General features: G+C 51.9%; 18 protein-coding genes and 1 other annotated feature. Of the genes, 16 read left to right on the forward strand and 2 right to left on the reverse strand.

Annotated features, from left to right (window positions below):
- Positions 1-37 precede the first annotated feature (37 nt).
- Positions 38-328, reverse strand: a complete 291-nt coding sequence (ghoS, locus tag F3J38_RS25675) for a type V toxin-antitoxin system endoribonuclease antitoxin GhoS (RefSeq protein ID WP_167143832.1) — start codon at positions 326-328, stop codon at positions 38-40.
- A gap of 331 nt (positions 329-659) precedes the next feature.
- Between ghoS and F3J38_RS25680 the strand changes: the two genes are divergently transcribed.
- The 16 genes from F3J38_RS25680 (at position 660) to F3J38_RS25755 (ending at position 14,950) form a co-directional block, all read left to right on the forward strand.
- Positions 660-1,421 carry a DUF481 domain-containing protein gene (locus F3J38_RS25680; RefSeq protein ID WP_167143834.1) on the forward strand — a complete coding sequence of 254 codons (762 nt, stop codon included), beginning with the start codon at positions 660-662 and terminating at the stop codon, positions 1,419-1,421.
- Between the two features lie 245 nt (positions 1,422-1,666).
- Positions 1,667-3,595: a threonine--tRNA ligase gene (gene thrS, locus F3J38_RS25685; RefSeq protein WP_167143837.1), complete on the forward strand. Its 1,929-nt coding sequence runs from the start codon at positions 1,667-1,669 to the stop codon at positions 3,593-3,595.
- A 4-nt stretch (positions 3,596-3,599) separates the two neighbouring features.
- On the forward strand, positions 3,600-4,151 hold the full coding sequence (gene infC, locus F3J38_RS25690) for a translation initiation factor IF-3 (protein WP_034821726.1): 552 nt from the start codon (positions 3,600-3,602) through the stop codon (positions 4,149-4,151).
- Between the two features lie 99 nt (positions 4,152-4,250).
- Positions 4,251-4,448 carry a 50S ribosomal protein L35 gene (gene rpmI, locus F3J38_RS25695; protein WP_006118955.1) on the forward strand — a complete coding sequence of 66 codons (198 nt, stop codon included), beginning with the start codon at positions 4,251-4,253 and terminating at the stop codon, positions 4,446-4,448.
- Between the two features lie 82 nt (positions 4,449-4,530).
- On the forward strand, positions 4,531-4,887 hold the full coding sequence (gene rplT / locus F3J38_RS25700; RefSeq protein ID WP_007892678.1) for a 50S ribosomal protein L20: 357 nt from the start codon (positions 4,531-4,533) through the stop codon (positions 4,885-4,887).
- Between the two features lie 115 nt (positions 4,888-5,002).
- Positions 5,003-5,128 (forward strand) — a sequence feature (Phe leader region).
- Positions 5,008-5,052: a pheST operon leader peptide PheM gene (pheM, locus tag F3J38_RS25705; protein ID WP_121626058.1), complete on the forward strand. Its 45-nt coding sequence runs from the start codon at positions 5,008-5,010 to the stop codon at positions 5,050-5,052. It overlaps the preceding feature by 45 nt.
- A 71-nt stretch (positions 5,129-5,199) precedes the next feature.
- On the forward strand, positions 5,200-6,183 hold the full coding sequence (gene pheS / locus F3J38_RS25710) for a phenylalanine--tRNA ligase subunit alpha (protein WP_167143840.1): 984 nt from the start codon (positions 5,200-5,202) through the stop codon (positions 6,181-6,183).
- A 14-nt stretch (positions 6,184-6,197) separates the two neighbouring features.
- On the forward strand, positions 6,198-8,585 hold the full coding sequence (pheT, locus tag F3J38_RS25715; protein WP_167143843.1) for a phenylalanine--tRNA ligase subunit beta: 2,388 nt from the start codon (positions 6,198-6,200) through the stop codon (positions 8,583-8,585).
- A 4-nt stretch (positions 8,586-8,589) separates the two neighbouring features.
- Positions 8,590-8,892, forward strand: coding sequence for an integration host factor subunit alpha (gene ihfA / locus F3J38_RS25720; RefSeq protein WP_007892687.1), 303 nt, complete (start codon positions 8,590-8,592; stop codon positions 8,890-8,892).
- Between the two features lie 191 nt (positions 8,893-9,083).
- Entirely contained in the window at positions 9,084-9,437 is a 354-nt protein-coding gene (locus tag F3J38_RS25725) for a DUF2502 domain-containing protein (protein ID WP_167143846.1), read from the forward strand.
- Positions 9,438-9,526: 89 nt separating this feature from the next.
- On the forward strand, positions 9,527-10,510 hold the full coding sequence (btuC, locus tag F3J38_RS25730) for a vitamin B12 ABC transporter permease BtuC (protein WP_167143849.1): 984 nt from the start codon (positions 9,527-9,529) through the stop codon (positions 10,508-10,510).
- 39 nt (positions 10,511-10,549) lie between these two features.
- Positions 10,550-11,095 (forward strand): glutathione peroxidase, encoded by a 546-nt coding sequence (locus F3J38_RS25735; protein ID WP_167143852.1) that lies wholly within the window; start codon positions 10,550-10,552, stop codon positions 11,093-11,095.
- Positions 11,096-11,842, forward strand: coding sequence for a vitamin B12 ABC transporter ATP-binding protein BtuD (btuD, locus tag F3J38_RS25740; RefSeq protein WP_167143855.1), 747 nt, complete (start codon positions 11,096-11,098; stop codon positions 11,840-11,842).
- 69 nt (positions 11,843-11,911) lie between these two features.
- Entirely contained in the window at positions 11,912-12,373 is a 462-nt protein-coding gene (locus tag F3J38_RS25745) for an NlpC/P60 family protein (RefSeq protein ID WP_167143858.1), read from the forward strand.
- Between the two features lie 295 nt (positions 12,374-12,668).
- Entirely contained in the window at positions 12,669-13,412 is a 744-nt protein-coding gene (locus F3J38_RS25750; protein WP_167143861.1) for an EAL domain-containing protein, read from the forward strand.
- A 98-nt stretch (positions 13,413-13,510) separates the two neighbouring features.
- Positions 13,511-14,950, forward strand: a complete 1,440-nt coding sequence (locus tag F3J38_RS25755; protein WP_167143864.1) for a protein adenylyltransferase SelO — start codon at positions 13,511-13,513, stop codon at positions 14,948-14,950.
- Positions 14,951-14,955: 5 nt separating this feature from the next.
- Here F3J38_RS25755 and F3J38_RS25760 read toward each other — a convergent pair whose 3' ends face one another.
- The gene (locus tag F3J38_RS25760) at positions 14,956-16,002 is read right to left on the reverse strand and encodes a 3-deoxy-7-phosphoheptulonate synthase (protein WP_167143867.1); all 1,047 of its coding nucleotides are present in this window, start codon (positions 16,000-16,002) and stop codon (positions 14,956-14,958) included.
- Between the last annotated feature and the right edge of the window lie 122 nt (positions 16,003-16,124).

A 16,124-nucleotide genomic window follows, 5' to 3' on the forward strand; every position in this document is an offset into this window, starting at 1 on the left:
AGCAAAACCAGTGTTGCTGCCTGATTTTTGCACTCCTTCAGGATTGCGACTTCAAATACTCTTCAAGTGTAGTGATCTCAACCTCAGGTTTGCGATGTAATGCCACCTCAGCGAGCCCCACCGTTTGCGCAATCGCTTCTTGCTGTTCCAGTGCACTGATCAGGCCAAAGCTATTGGTGCCGAGTTCGTGTGGATGTCCCTCATCATCTTTTATGGTGGTGCTGTAACCCCCATTAACCATCACGCTGTTAAGTGACTGGAGATCGCTTAAGCTCTCGTCCTGATAACTCAGCGTGACAATGTAACGTTTAAGGTCATGATCGCTCATCCTTCACCTCATTGTATTGGAACAGATTTCAGCGTAGACCAGCGCAGCTTATAGAGCGAATTCTGCACAATGTTGACCTGGGCGAGGGCGTAAATCTGTGTCAGTGAGGTTAAGAAAATTCTTGTAGCAATTAAGCTGCTATTTCGCTAAATGCCTCTTATAATGCGCGCCGGTAATGGGAAAAATCCCATTACGCAAGCGGGGCCAACGCGAAACATGGCTTTTCCGGCGATTTCATATTTTTTTACAAAACTTACCGTAAATTGCATTGATTGGCTGGGAAAACTCTTCAGACTCACCCTTTTTTAAACTGCCGTACGGGTCACATTTAATGAAAGCCTTTAATAAGCTGTCCGCTGTTGTATTGCTCTCTGCTGGAGCATTTTGTCACCAGGCATTAGCTGATAACACTGTTTTTACCTCCATGGATGACCCTTCAACGGCAAAAAAACCGTTCGAAGGCAGCGCGTCAGCGGGATATCTGGCTCAAACCGGTAACACCACCAGTTCAGCGCTGAGTGCTGCGACCAACATGACTTGGTATCAGACCAACACCGCTTACAGTCTCTGGGGTAATGCCGCGAACAACTCTTCAAACGATGAGCGTTCGTCAGAGACCTACAGCCTGGGTGGTCGTACACGCTACAACATGAACAGCGCTGATTACCTGTTCGGTCAGGCAAGCTGGTTGAGTGACCGCTTCAACGGTTATGACTCCCGTGATGTGCTGACCGCCGGTTACGGTCGCCAGATCCTCAACGGCCCAGTGCATTCACTGCGTGCTGAATTTGGTCCTGGTGTTCGTTATGATGATTTCCACGCGGGTGGCCACGAAACCAAAGCCTTGGGTTATGGTGCGGTGAGTTATCAATGGCAGCTGACGGATACCACCAAGTTCATTCAGGGTGTGTCAGTGTTGAGCAGCTTCGGTGACGACACTACGGTGAACTCCGAAACCGGCTTGCAGGTGGCGATCAATGCGCACTTTGCGCTGAAGCTGGCCTACAACGTGACCTGGAATAACAATCCGCCAGAGTCTGCGCCGGATCGTACCGACACCAAAACCACCATCCAGCTTTCTTACGCGATGTAAGCGAGCTGTGATGGAGAAAACCGTTGCCGGCCTGCGCCGCGCAGCGGTTTTTTTTTATCTGTCTATGGCTTAGCGCATTTTTCACGGGTTTAGATCGCGGGCGAAAGCTGCTATTATCTCCGGCGCTTTACACTCCTGGCGCCATTCCGACAACGTGGGTCTGACATTACGCCGGGTTACTCAAACTGAACTCAATGTTGCATGTAGGCTTTCGTGTGGCTTACCACTGCAATTAAGGATATGAAATGCCAGTAATTACTCTTCCTGATGGCAGCCAGCGCGTTTTTGACCGTCCGGTCAGCGTGATGGATATCGCTCTGGATATCGGACCGGGTTTGGCGAAAGCCTGTATTGCCGGTCGTGTAAATGGCGAATTGGTTGATGCGGTTGATCCGATCACCGAAGATGCTCAGGTGGCAATTATCACCGCCAAAGATGAAGCCGGTCTGGAAATCATTCGTCACTCTTGTGCGCACCTGTTAGGGCATGCGATCAAACAACTGTGGCCGAATACCAAAATGGCGATTGGCCCGGTGATCGATAACGGCTTCTATTATGACGTCGACCTCGAACACACCCTGACGCAGGAAGATCTTGAGCTGCTGGAAAAGCGTATGCACCAGTTGGCTGAGACTAATTACGATGTTGTGAAGAAAAAGGTGAGCTGGCAGGAAGCACGTGATGTGTTTGCTGAGCGTGGCGAAAGCTACAAAACCACCATTCTTGACGAAAACATCAGCCATGATGATCAACCTGGTTTGTACCATCATGAAGAATACATCGACATGTGCCGCGGTCCGCACGTGCCGAACATGCGTTTCTGTCATCACTTTAAACTGCAGAAAATCTCCGGTGCTTACTGGCGCGGCAACAGCGACAACAAAATGCTGCAGCGTATTTACGGTACAGCCTGGGGCGATAAGAAGCAGCTGGCTGCCTATTTGCAGCGCCTGGAAGAAGCGGCGAAACGCGATCACCGTAAAATCGGTAAGCAGCTTGACCTGTACCATATGCAGGAAGAAGCGCCAGGTATGGTGTTCTGGCACAACGATGGTTGGACCATCTTTCGTGAACTGGAAGTGTTCGTCCGCACCAAGCTGAAAGAATACGATTACCAGGAAGTAAAAGGTCCGTTCATGATGGACCGCGTGCTGTGGGAAAAAACCGGTCACTGGGAAAACTATAAAGAAGCGATGTTCACCACCTCTTCTGAGAACCGTGAATATTGCATCAAGCCGATGAACTGCCCAGGCCATGTTCAGATCTTTAATCAGGGTCTGAAATCCTACCGTGACCTGCCGCTGCGTATGGCGGAGTTTGGTAGCTGCCACCGCAACGAGCCATCAGGTGCACTGCACGGCTTAATGCGCGTACGCGGCTTTACGCAGGATGATGCTCACGTCTTCTGTACTGAAGATCAGGTACGTGATGAAGTGAACAGCTGTATCCGCATGGTGTACGACATGTACAGCACCTTCGGTTTTGAAAAAATCGTGGTGAAACTGTCGACCCGTCCGGAGAAACGTATCGGTACCGATGAAATGTGGGACCGTGCGGAAGTGGATTTAGCAGAAGCGCTGAAGGAGAACGAAATTCCGTTCGAATATCAGCCAGGAGAGGGTGCCTTCTACGGCCCGAAAATTGAGTTTACCCTGTACGATTGCCTCGACCGCGCATGGCAGTGCGGCACCGTTCAGCTAGACTTCTCCCTGCCAAAACGTTTGGACGCCACTTATGTGGGCGAAAACAACGATCGTCAGACGCCGGTAATGATTCACCGTGCGATTCTCGGTTCAATGGAGCGCTTTATCGGCATCCTGACTGAAGAGTTCGCGGGCTTCTTCCCGAGCTGGCTGGCCCCCGTGCAGGCTGTGGTGATGAATATTACCGACAGTCAGGCAGAATATGTCAGTGAATTGACAAAGAAATTGCAGAAAGCTGGCATTCGTGTCAAAGCAGACTTGAGAAACGAGAAGATAGGCTTTAAAATCCGCGAGCACACATTACGTCGCGTCCCTTATATGCTGGTTTGCGGTGAGAAAGAGGTGGAAGCAGGCAAAGTTGCCGTGCGCACCCGCCGTGGTAAAGACCTCGGGAGCATGGACGTAGATGTGTTTGTTGAGAAGCTGCAACAAGAGATTCGCAGCCGACATCTTCACCAATTAGAGGAATAAGGTTATTAAAGGCGGAAAACGAGTACAACCGACGCGTCCGAACCGTATCAACGGCGAAATCCGTGCTACCGAAGTGCGCTTAACTGGCGTAGACGGCGAGCAACTTGGCATTGTGACATTGCGCGAAGCAATTGAGAAAGCCGAAGAAGCTGGCGTAGATTTAGTTGAAATCAGCCCGAACGCCGAACCGCCGGTTTGCCGTATTATGGATTACGGCAAGTTCCTTTATGAAAAGAGTAAGTCTTCTAAGGAACAGAAGAAGAAGCAGAAAGTTATCCAGGTTAAGGAAATCAAATTCCGTCCTGGTACCGATGATGGCGACTATCAGGTCAAACTACGCAACCTGATTCGCTTTCTGGAAGAGGGCGATAAAGCCAAAATCACGCTGCGTTTCCGTGGTCGTGAAATGGCGCACCAGCAGATCGGTATGGAAGTGCTTAACCGCGTCCGTAAAGACCTGTGTGAAGATCTGGATCTGGCCATTGTCGAGTCCTTCCCGACTAAGATCGAAGGCCGCCAGATGATCATGGTGCTCGCACCGAAGAAGAAACAGTAGGCCTTCAAGTAATAATTCCGCGCAGCGTTCGTGCTGTGCGGAATCTTATTCGCCTGTCTGATTCATTTTATTAACAATGCGAAGTGGATATTTGTAAAAATGCCAAAGATTAAAACTGTCCGTGGCGCGGCTAAGCGCTTCAAGAAGACCGCTTCTGGCGGCTTCAAGCGTAAGCACGCGAACCTGCGTCATATTCTGACTAAGAAGTCTACCAAGCGTAAACGTCACCTGCGTCCGAAAGGCATGGTGTCTAAAGGCGATCTGGGTCTGGTTGTTGCCTGCCTGCCGTACGCATAAGTAAACTTTTTATAAATCTGCCTGAACACTTTGCGTACTGCAGGGAATAGGGCATCACAGAATATGATATAGGAGAGCTCACATGGCTCGCGTAAAACGTGGTGTAATTGCTCGCGCACGTCACAAGAAAATCTTAAAACAAGCTAAAGGCTACTACGGTGCACGTTCACGTGTTTACCGCGTTGCTTTCCAGGCTGTTATCAAAGCTGGTCAGTATGCTTACCGTGACCGTCGTCAACGTAAGCGTCAGTTCCGTCAGCTGTGGATCGCGCGTATCAACGCTGCGGCCCGTCAGAACGGTATCTCTTACAGCCGTTTCATCAATGGCCTGAAAAAAGCCTCTATTGAAATCGACCGTAAGATTCTGGCTGACATCGCTGTATTCGACAAAGTGACCTTCACGGCACTGGTCGAAAAAGCAAAATCAGCTCTGGCGTAAGTCAGATGAAAAAGGGAGCTTGCTCCCTTTTTTATTGCCTGCAACTCACGCAAAAGATTGACATTTTAACCGCTGGGCTTTTCAATAGTGCGGTTTCTATCAAGACAAGGTAACGCAAGCATGCACGCTGCTATTTTCCGTTTCTTTTTTTACTTTAGCGCCTGACAATCGGGGGCTTTTGCGCATAAGAAAAGAAACGAAAAATCGCGCTGAAAGCCTCCCTCGTGGAGGCTTTTTTGTTTCTGGCGACACTTAATCGGATCTCACGGTCCTAACAAGAACTGACCAGCCCGGCTGGAAGAAGAGGAAATCATGTCCCAACTCGCAGACCTGGTGGCCCGTGCCACGGCCGCTATCGACGAGGCGTCGGATATCGCCGCCCTGGACGCCGTGCGCGTCGAATTCCTGGGTAAAAAAGGGCACTTGACGCTGCAAATGACCACCCTGCGTGAACTGCCAGCAGAAGAACGCCCTGCGGCAGGCGCGGTGATTAACGAAGCGAAGCAGCAGGTGCAGGATCGTCTTAACGCACGTAAAGACACCCTGGAAAGCGCTGAGCTGAATGCGCGCCTCGCCGCAGAGACCATTGATGTCTCGCTGCCAGGTCGTCGCGTTGAGAACGGCGGCTTGCACCCGGTGACCCGCACCATCGATCGTATCGAAAACTTCTTCGGCGAGTTGGGCTTTGCGGTGGTCACCGGTCCGGAAATCGAAGATGACTATCATAACTTCGACGCACTCAACATTCCTGGACACCATCCGGCGCGTGCTGACCACGATACCTTCTGGTTCGATGCCACCCGTCTGCTGCGCACCCAGACGTCTGGCGTGCAGATCCGCACCATGAAAAACCAGCAGCCGCCGATCCGCATCATCGCGCCAGGTCGCGTGTACCGTAACGACTACGATCAAACCCACACCCCAATGTTCCATCAGATGGAAGGTTTGATTGTCGATAAAGACATCAGCTTCACCAACCTGAAAGGCACGCTGCACGATTTCCTGAACAACTTCTTTGAAGAAGACCTGCAGATTCGCTTCCGTCCTTCTTACTTCCCGTTCACCGAACCGTCTGCGGAAGTGGATGTGATGGGTAAAAATGGCAAGTGGCTGGAGGTGCTGGGCTGCGGCATGGTGCATCCGAATGTGTTGCGCAATGTGGGCATCGACCCGGAAGTCTACTCTGGCTTCGCTTTCGGCATGGGGATGGAGCGTCTCACCATGCTGCGTTATGGCGTGAACGATCTGCGCGCCTTCTTCGAAAATGATTTACGTTTCCTCAAACAATTTAAATAAGGGCAGGTTATCCAATGAAATTCAGTGAACTCTGGTTACGCGAATGGGTAAATCCAGCCCTGGACAGCGCTGCGCTGTCTGAGCAAATCACCATGGCCGGCCTTGAAGTGGACGGCGTGGATCCAGTCGCCGGTGCCTTTAATGGCGTGGTGGTGGGTGAAGTGGTGGAGTGCGGTCAGCACCCGAACGCCGACAAACTGCGCGTGACCAAAATCAACGTAGGCGGCGATCGCCTGCTGGATATCGTCTGTGGCGCGCCAAACTGCCGCCAGGGCTTGAAAGTCGCCGTGGCTACCGTAGGCGCGGTGCTGCCGGGCGATTTCAAAATCAAAGCCGCGAAGCTGCGCGGTGAGCCTTCAGAGGGCATGCTGTGCTCGTTCTCTGAGCTGGGTATTTCCGACGATCACAGCGGCATCATTGAATTACCTGCTGATGCGCCGATCGGCACTGACATCCGCAGCTACCTGAAGCTGGATGACAACACCATCGAAATCAGCGTGACACCAAACCGTGCTGATTGCCTCGGTATTATCGGCATCGCGCGCGATGTGGCAGTCGTTAACGGCTTGCCGTTAACCGAGCCGACCATCGAGCCGGTCAAAGCGACCATCACCGATACCTTCCCGATTCGCGTGGACGCCACTGACGCCTGCCCGCGTTATCTGGGCCGCGTCGTGAAAGGGATTAACGTGAAAGCAGCAACGCCACTGTGGATGCGTGAAAAGCTGCGTCGCTGTGGTATTCGCTCAATCGATCCCGTTGTGGATATCACCAACTATGTTCTGCTGGAACTTGGCCAGCCGATGCACGCCTTTGACCTCGATCGCATCGATGGCGGTATCGTGGTGCGCATGGCGAAAGAGGGCGAAGTGCTGACCCTGTTGGATGGCACCGAAGCTAAACTCAGCAGCGACACCTTAGTGATTGCTGACCATCATAAAGCGTTAGCGATGGGCGGTATCTTTGGTGGTGAACACTCGGGAGTGAACGAAGAGACTCAAAACGTCTTGTTCGAATGTGCATTCTTCGAACCTTTGGCCATTACCGGTCGTGCGCGTCGTCAGGGCCTGCATACTGATGCTTCACACCGCTACGAGCGCGGTGTTGACCCGGCTCTGCAATACAAAGCGATTGAGCGTGCGACTCAGCTACTGCTGGACATTTGCGGTGGCGAAGCCGGTCCGATTATCGATCAGACCGATGCGAGCAAACTGCCGGTTCGCGCCACTATCACGTTGCGTCGCGAAAAGCTGGACCGTCTGATTGGGCACGTTATTGCTGATGATCAGGTCACCGACATCCTGACGCGCCTGGGCTGCGAAGTGACCCTAGGCCAAAATGAGTGGAAAGCGGTCGCGCCAAGCTGGCGTTTCGATATGGCGATTGAGGAAGATTTGGTTGAAGAAGTGGCCCGTGTATACGGCTACAACAACATTCCTGATGTGCCAGTGAAAGCCAGTCTGATTATGACGCAGCATCGTGAAGCCGATTTGTCGCTGAAGCGTGCCCGTAACCTGCTGGTCGATAAAGGCTATCAGGAAGCGATCACCTATAGCTTCGTCGACCCTAAAGTGCAGCAGTTGCTGCATCCAGGTGAAGAGGCCTTGATTCTGCCAAGCCCAATTTCCAGCGATATGTCTGCGATGCGTCTGTCGCTATGGACCGGCCTGCTCGGCGCGGTGGTTTATAACCAGAATCGCCAGCAGGGCCGTGTACGCCTGTTTGAAAGCGGTTTACGCTTTGTTCCTGATACGCAGGCCGATCTCGGTATCCGCCAGGATCTTATGCTGGCGGGCGTTCTGAGCGGTAATCGCTATGAAGAGCATTGGGATCTGGCGCGCCAGGCGGTTGACTTCTATGATTTAAAAGGCGATTTAGAATCGCTGCTGGATTTGACCGGTAAACTCGAAGAGATTTCTTTCCGTGCAGAAGCCAATCCGGCGCTGCATCCGGGACAGAGCGCGGCAATTTATTTACGCGGCGAACGAATCGGATTTATCGGGGTGGTTCATCCGGAGCTGGAACGTAAGCTGGATCTCAACGGCCGCACCTTAGTGTTTGAACTGCTTTGGAATAAGGTCGCAGACCGCGTCCTGCCTGACGCGCGCGAGATTTCACGCTTCCCAGCAAACCGTCGTGATATTGCTGTTGTTGTGGCCGAAAACGTGCCTGCAGCAGATATCATCGCGGAGTGTAAGAAAGTTGGCGTAAATCAGGTAGTTGGCGTAAACTTGTTTGACGTGTACCGTGGTAAGGGCGTGAACGAGGGCGAAAAGAGCCTCGCGATTAGCCTGATTTTGCAGGATACCAGCCGGACACTCGAAGAAGAGGAGATTGCCGCGACCGTTGCCAAATGTGTTGCGGCATTAAAAGAGCGATTCCAGGCAACCTTGAGGGATTGAACCTATGGCGCTTACAAAAGCTGAAATGTCAGAGTACCTGTTTGAAAAACTCGGGTTGAGCAAACGCGATGCCAAAGAGTTGGTTGAACTCTTCTTTGAAGAAGTTCGCCGTGCGTTAGAAAACGGAGAACAGGTTAAACTGTCCGGATTTGGTAACTTTGATCTACGTGACAAAAACCAACGTCCTGGCCGTAACCCGAAGACGGGAGAGGATATTCCCATCACTGCTCGCCGGGTAGTGACATTCCGTCCTGGGCAGAAGTTGAAAAGTCGCGTTGAGAATGCGACACCAAAGGACGCTGACTAATTTCAGTATCACAAAAAGGCCGCTTAGCGGCCTTTTTTATTGGCTGAAAAACAGGCGTTTTGCGCAATCTTTTCACAATGTAAGGATTCGGTAAGTATCCGGAAAATAGCATGAAAATCGGCACTGGCTGATAGTGACTGTCTTGGCGCTTTTGTTATAACAGCGCCATCACATTACAAGAGGTTTTGCTGATGAAAAAGACAGCACTTTTACTGAGCATCCTGTTAGGTATGCCGCTGCTGGCTAGCGCCAATGTTTCTATTAACATCAACACCCCAGGTGCATCGATTCATATCGGTGACCAGGATAAACGAGGTTACTACTGGGATGGTTACGACTGGCGTCAGCCAGCGTGGTGGAAACAGCACCATAACCAACGTGTTGGTATGAAAGGACCACACGGCTACTGGAACGGTAACGGCTGGCAGTCACAGCAGCCGGGCAAAGCGCCGCATCATGATAATAAGCCACAGCCTCGTGAGCAACATCATGACCAGCGCGATCAACACGATGACCACGGTCAACCAATCCCACCGCGTCACTAAGTCACCCTCCGCGGCACTATAAGGTGCCGCTTTCTTTTTGCTACAATCCCACTACAATCAAATCTCTGTTTTCTCAGCTAATCCTATCTATGACTCTGCTGGACCAGCTTGCCCGCCAGGCCGATCGCCGTAGCCAACGCTGGCTCATACTGTTGAGCGCTGCCTTACTGCTGTTGTTCATCCTGAGCTTGTGTGCAGGGGACAGTTGGATATCCCCAACCCAATGGTTTAGCGCGAACGATCGACTTTTCGTCTGGCAATTGCGTCTGCCACGCACACTGGCGGTGCTGCTGGTCGGTGCCGCGCTCGCGGTGTGTGGCGTTGTCATGCAGGCACTGTTTAATAATCCACTGGCTGAACCCGGTTTACTGGGCGTTTCCAACGGTGCTGGGATTGGTTTAGTGCTGGGGGTGATGCTCGGAAATGGTTCGCTGTGGAGTCTGGCTTTGGCGGCAATGGCTGGCGCACTGCTGATAACCCTTATCTTGCTTCACTTTGCCCATCGTCAGTTATCAGTCAGCCGCTTGCTTCTGACCGGGGTCGCTCTCGGCATCATCTGTAGCGCCATCATGACGTGGGCAGTGTACTTTAGTACCAGCCTTGATCTACGCCAGTTGATGTACTGGATGATGGGCGGTTTCAGCGGTATTGACTGGCGTTATGGCTGGATGATGTTGGCGCTATTGCCTGTGACACTGCTACTCACGGCAACCGCGCGCATTCTGAACCTGCTGGCGCTGGGAGAGACTTCGGCACGCCAGTTGGGCTTACCCTTACTGCTGTGGCGCAATGTACTGGTACTGGCAATGGGCTGGTTAGTCGGCTCCAGCGTAGCGATGGCGGGAGCAATAGGGTTTGTCGGGCTCGTGATACCGCATTTATTACGGCTGAGCGGTTTCAGTGACCATCGTTATCTCTTGCCGGCTTCGGCACTGGCGGGGGCGGCTGTTCTGCTCGGTGCGGACATTATCGCTCGTCTGGTGCTGGTTTCGGCAGAATTACCCATCGGCGTGGTGACTGCCACGCTCGGCGCTCCCCTGTTTATTGTGCTATTAGTGAAGTCTTCGCGCTAGCTGCGGCTGGCATCTTGGTATTAACAACAGGAATCGACAATGAGTATTTATCAGACAGATCTGGTTACCCTGGATGGCGAAAAAACCACCCTGGCGCAGTATCAGGATAAAGTCCTGCTGGTGGTGAACGTGGCGTCAAAATGTGGTCTGACGGCGCAATACGAGCAGTTGGAGTCATTACAAAAAGCCTGGCAGGACAAAGATTTCAGCGTGTTGGGTTTCCCTTGCAATCAGTTCCTCGAGCAGGAGCCGGGCAGTAATGAAGAAATTAAAACGTTCTGCAGCACCACTTATGGTGTGACCTTCCCGATGTTCGACAAAACCGATGTTAACGGTGCGCATCGCCACCCGCTGTACGCGCAATTGACAGCGGCACAGCCTGAAGCACAGCGTCCTGAAGGCAGCGGTTTCCTGGAGCGTATGGTCAGTAAGGGACGAGCACCAAAAGCTGAGGGTGACATTCTGTGGAACTTTGAAAAATTCCTGATCAACAAACAGGGCAAAGTGATTGCACGTTTTTCTCCCGATATGACACCAGACGATCCGATCATTCTGAAACGCGTTGAGCAAGCGCTGGCAGATTAAATGTTGCTGCAGTGCAAGGGAGCCAGCGTCGCAGGACGCTTGGCTCCGATTGATATTAGAGTGAATCAAGGCCAACTGGTGCATCTGGTGGGTCCGAACGGCGCAGGTAAAAGCACGCTGTTAAATGTGCTTTCTGGTTTATTGTCTGCTCAGGGTGTGATTGAATTTGCCGGAAGAGCGCTGAGTGAGATCAAGGGGGCTGAGCTGGCGCAATGGCGTGCCTGGTTACCTCAACAGCAGCTGCCGCTTGGTTCAATGCCGGTATGGCACTATTTACGCCTGCATCTCTCTTCGAGCGCGACGCAGGCAGATGCAATACTGAGGGATGTGCTTGGCCAACTCAGTTTGCAGGAGAAGCTGACCTGCATGTTGACGCAACTCTCTGGCGGCGAATGGCAGCGCGTCCGGCTGGCTGCAGTGGTATTGCAGGCGCATCCGGCGATCAACCCTCGAGCAAAGTTGCTGGTTCTGGATGAACCGATGACAGCGCTGGATGTCGCACAGCAACGTGCAGTGGATAAACTGCTCGTCGACGTGTGCCATGCGGGTCTTGCCGTTATTGCCAGCAGTCATGATCTTAACCACAGTTTGCGTCACGCGCATATTGTATGGCTTATGCATCAGGGGAGGGTTGTACGACAAGGCGAGGCTAAAAGCGTGCTCACTGCTGCACATCTGGCGCCGATCTATCAGACTGACTTTGAGCAGATAGAGACAGCACAAGGCCCGCTGCTGTTTATCCCTTGAATATCGTTGCCTGAAAGGCGGATTTGCCGCTAAAGTGTCTGCCGGGCGACGGATTTAAGGACTATTCTGATGCGACTGGCGATTTTTATTCTGATTATGCTGTTGGCTGGCTGTAGTAGCCACCGTGCGCCTCCTCCAAATGGACGCTTGTCTGATTCCATCACCGTCATTGCGCAACTTAATGAACAGTTAAATCACTGGCGCGGCACACCCTACCGATATGGTGGTTTAAGCCGTGGCGGTATTGATTGTTCAGGTTTTGTTTATCTGACTTTTCGCGATCAATTCGCCATGCAACTCCCCCGATCAACCATTGATCAGACCGATATTGGCACGCGTATTGATAAAAGCGATCTGCTGCCTGGCGATCTGGTGTTCTTCAAAACCGGAAGCGGGGAAAATGGTTTGCATGTGGGAATTTACGATACTGACAACACTTTTATTCACGCATCGACCAGCCAGGGCGTCATCCGATCCTCTCTGGATAATGTCTATTGGCGCAAAGTATTTTGGCAAGCTCGGCGTATCTGATTGGTTACCCTACCAGGTATGACCTGACATTTAAACTCATGGATTTCGAGTATTCAGAAATGAAGCTCCGATTTAGCTCTGATTTAAAATGGCACTTTACCTGTAGTGGCTTTAATACTAAAAATAGCGCTTAATATATTTAACCATTGCGGATATTAGCCTCGGCTATTTGGCTTAAGTATTATTTAAGGCTTAATCAGGCAAAAAACGTCCTCTCTTCCAACGTTTGGTACTATTGCCTGGTTGTTTTCATTGATATACGATGCGCCAATTGCCACTCCATCTGGCTGTTGAAATGAAAGTCCATTTATCTGCCGACTATCAGTCGGAAACCTGGTTTTATCCAGCATACACCCTGGCGGGTCAGCTGACTTCGGTCGAGCTGGTCACGCAATTCGTTCACGACAGCGCACCTATTACGCTGCCGCAGGATCTGCTGTTGCCGCAGTTGGATGATGCCCAGCAATTACGCTTACTGCAGAGCCAGCTTTCATTGCTGGAAAAGTACCGTGACTTTTTTGAGCTACATCAAATTACCGCATTGGTTCGTATTGATGATTCGATGGCAATCACGCTGTTGGAAAGTGAATTTCTGTTAAGGAAATTTAAACAACTTCCTTTTATTATTCTGGATATAAACGAAACGTTTCCCCAATTAGCCAGCGGAAAAGCACAACCTCTGCTTGCTGCGCTTCAGCGTGAATTTCGTTTATCGCTTTCACAGTTTGGTGCAGGTAAAGCACCGGCGACAGCGGTATATGATAATCTTTTTAGTGTGTTGAAACTGGATAAAGCCTTTATTCAGGGCCTTGCAAAACGTGCATCCTTTACGCCATTTATTCAAACGGTGATTGATAACTTCTCTGACTACGCTGACCAAATGATTATATGTGGTGTAGACAATAATCAGATGCTGGAGAAAGTGAGTGTTATCCATGGCGCACATCTGCAGGGGAGTATGTTCCCGGTGGTTAAAGCGGAACGGTTAAGCGATCTTATTTATCCCGATGTGACTTTGCACAACCCTTCTCAGCAGTAAACCTTCATCTGTTATCCGTGCCGCGTCGGCGTTACACTCATCACTACTTTTAAAACTCAATGCAGGTGCGTGGTATCTGTGCGCCCTCAGGAGTATTAATGCATTTTATTAATAGTTGGCAGCAAGAGTTGCCGGGATTCTACTCCGCATTGGCCCCAACGCCTTTGGCGGGTGGGCGTCTGTTTTACTACAATGCGCCACTGGCGAACGACATGGCGTTAGACGACGCTCTCTTTCAGGGGGAAGGCCACGGTGTCTGGAGTGGTCGGGCATTACTGCCTGGGATGGCTCCGCTGGCGCAGGTCTACAGTGGACATCAGTTTGGTGTCTGGGCTGGGCAACTGGGTGACGGCCGCGGCATCTTGCTCGGCGAACAGCGACTGGAGGATGGTCGCAAACTCGACTGGCACCTAAAAGGTGCGGGCCTAACGCCTTACTCTCGGATGGGTGATGGTCGCGCCGTTATACGTTCGAGCGTACGCGAATTCCTGGCTTCTGAAGCGCTACACCACCTTGGGATCCCCACTACGCGCGCGCTCGCGCTCGCCATTGGTGATGAGCCGGTATTGCGTGAAACCCAGGAACGCGGCGCGATGCTGATGCGTATTGCGGAAAGCCATCTGCGCTTTGGTCATTTTGAACACTTCTATTATGGCGGCGAACAGGACAAGGTTCGTCAGTTGGCTGATTTCGCCATTCATCATCACTGGCCGCACTTAAAAGATGACGCCGATCGCTACCTGTTATGGTTTACCGATATCGTTAAACGCACCGCCAGCTTAATTGCCCAATGGCAAAGTGTCGGCTTCGCGCATGGCGTGATGAATACCGATAATATGTCGATTCTTGGATTGACGTTGGACTATGGCCCCTATGGTTTCCTCGACGACTACCAGCCAGGCTTCATCTGCAATCACAGCGATTATCAAGGCCGCTACGCGTTCGAAAATCAGCCAATGATTGGTCTGTGGAACCTGAATCGTCTGGCACACGCGTTATCAGGGTTGATGACGACGGATCAGCTCAAACAAGCGCTGAGTCATTACGAAACAGAGCTGATGCGAGTCTGGGGTGAGAGGATGCGTGCCAAATTGGGGCTGTTAACCGCTGATGCCAATGACAATGCGATCCTCACTCAGCTACTTTCGTTGATGACGCAAGAACACAGTGATTACACCCTGACGTTCCGATTGCTGAGTGATACACAACAGCAGGAAAGCCGCTCCCCGCTGCGTGATGAATTTATCGATCGTGAAGCCTTTGACCGCTGGTACGACAGCTATCGCCAACGTCTGGTGCAAGATGAGGCGACAGATGAGCAACGCCAGGCCGTGATGAAAGAAGCTAATCCAGCGCTGGTGCTGCGTAATTATCTGGCTCAGCAAGTGATTGAAGACGTTGAGCGAGGGGAAAAAGCGGCGCTGGAAACCTTGCATCAGGCGTTACAGCAACCCTTTAATGACGCGGCCGTTAGCGCCGAATTACGCCAACGGCCACCCGAGTGGGGTAAAACGCTGGAGGTAAGCTGCTCCAGCTAAGCGTGTTAGAACCGGCTGTCCACGGCGGCAGCCAGTTTTTCCAGCACTTCCGCACTGTCTTCCCAGCTCAGGCAGGGGTCGGTAATCGATTGGCCATACGTTAATGGCTCACCGCTAACCACTTTCTGATTGCCTTCCTGTAGGAAGCTTTCAATCATTACACCTGCCACGGCACGAGAACCGGCGCGGATTTGTGCGGCAACCTCATCCGCAACGTCACGCTGACGGCGGTGTTGTTTCAGGCAATTACCGTGGCTGAAGTCGATAACTAACTGCTCTGGCAAATTGAAATCACGCAGGTTGGCCGCTGCCGCATTGATGTCTTCCACATGATAGTTTGGCTGACGGCCGCCGCGCAGGATGACATGGCCATGAGGGTTTCCGCTGGTCTGGTAAATGGTCATTTGGCCATGTTTATCGGGTGACAGGAACATATGGCTGACGCGAGAGGCGCGAATCGCATCGACCGCGATCTGCACATTGCCATCCGTGCCATTTTTGAAGCCGACAGGGCAAGAGAGCGCAGAGGCCATTTCCCGGTGAATTTGACTCTCGGTCGTGCGTGCGCCAATCGCCCCCCAGCTGATCAAGTCGGCAATAAACTGCCCGATCACCATATCGAGGAATTCGGTGGCGGTTGGCATGCCGATGGCATTGATATCCAGCAGCAGTTTCCGTGCGATGGCGATGCCACGATTGACGTCGAAGCTTCCATCCAGATCCGGATCAGAGATCAGTCCCTTCCAGCCCACCACAGTGCGCGGTTTCTCAAAGTAGGCGCGCATCACGATTTCCAGACGGTCTTTATAGCGCTCACGTAACACATTCAGGCGTTCAGCGTACTCAATCGCCGCTTTAGGGTCGTGCAGCGAGCAGGGGCCGATAATCACCAGAAGGCGTGGATCTTCACCCGTCAGAATACGGGCAATACGTTGACGAGCGGCGGTGACATTAGTGGCAATCTCCGCTGAGATAGGGTGCTCTTGAGCGAGCGCAGCTGGCGTCAGCAGGCTGCCGATGCGCGCAGTACGCAATTCATCAGTCTTGTTCATTGGGATTCTCAAATTCTGTTCTTCGCAGCGGTGAAATACCGGGAAGTGATGGTGGTCACAATAAACCAATAGCCCACGAATTCAACCCGCTAAACAGAAAGGTGAGCAAAACATGACGGAAG

It is taken from the genome of Candidatus Pantoea formicae (assembly GCF_011752625.1).
GTDB lineage: Bacteria > Pseudomonadota > Gammaproteobacteria > Enterobacterales > Enterobacteriaceae > Pantoea > Pantoea formicae.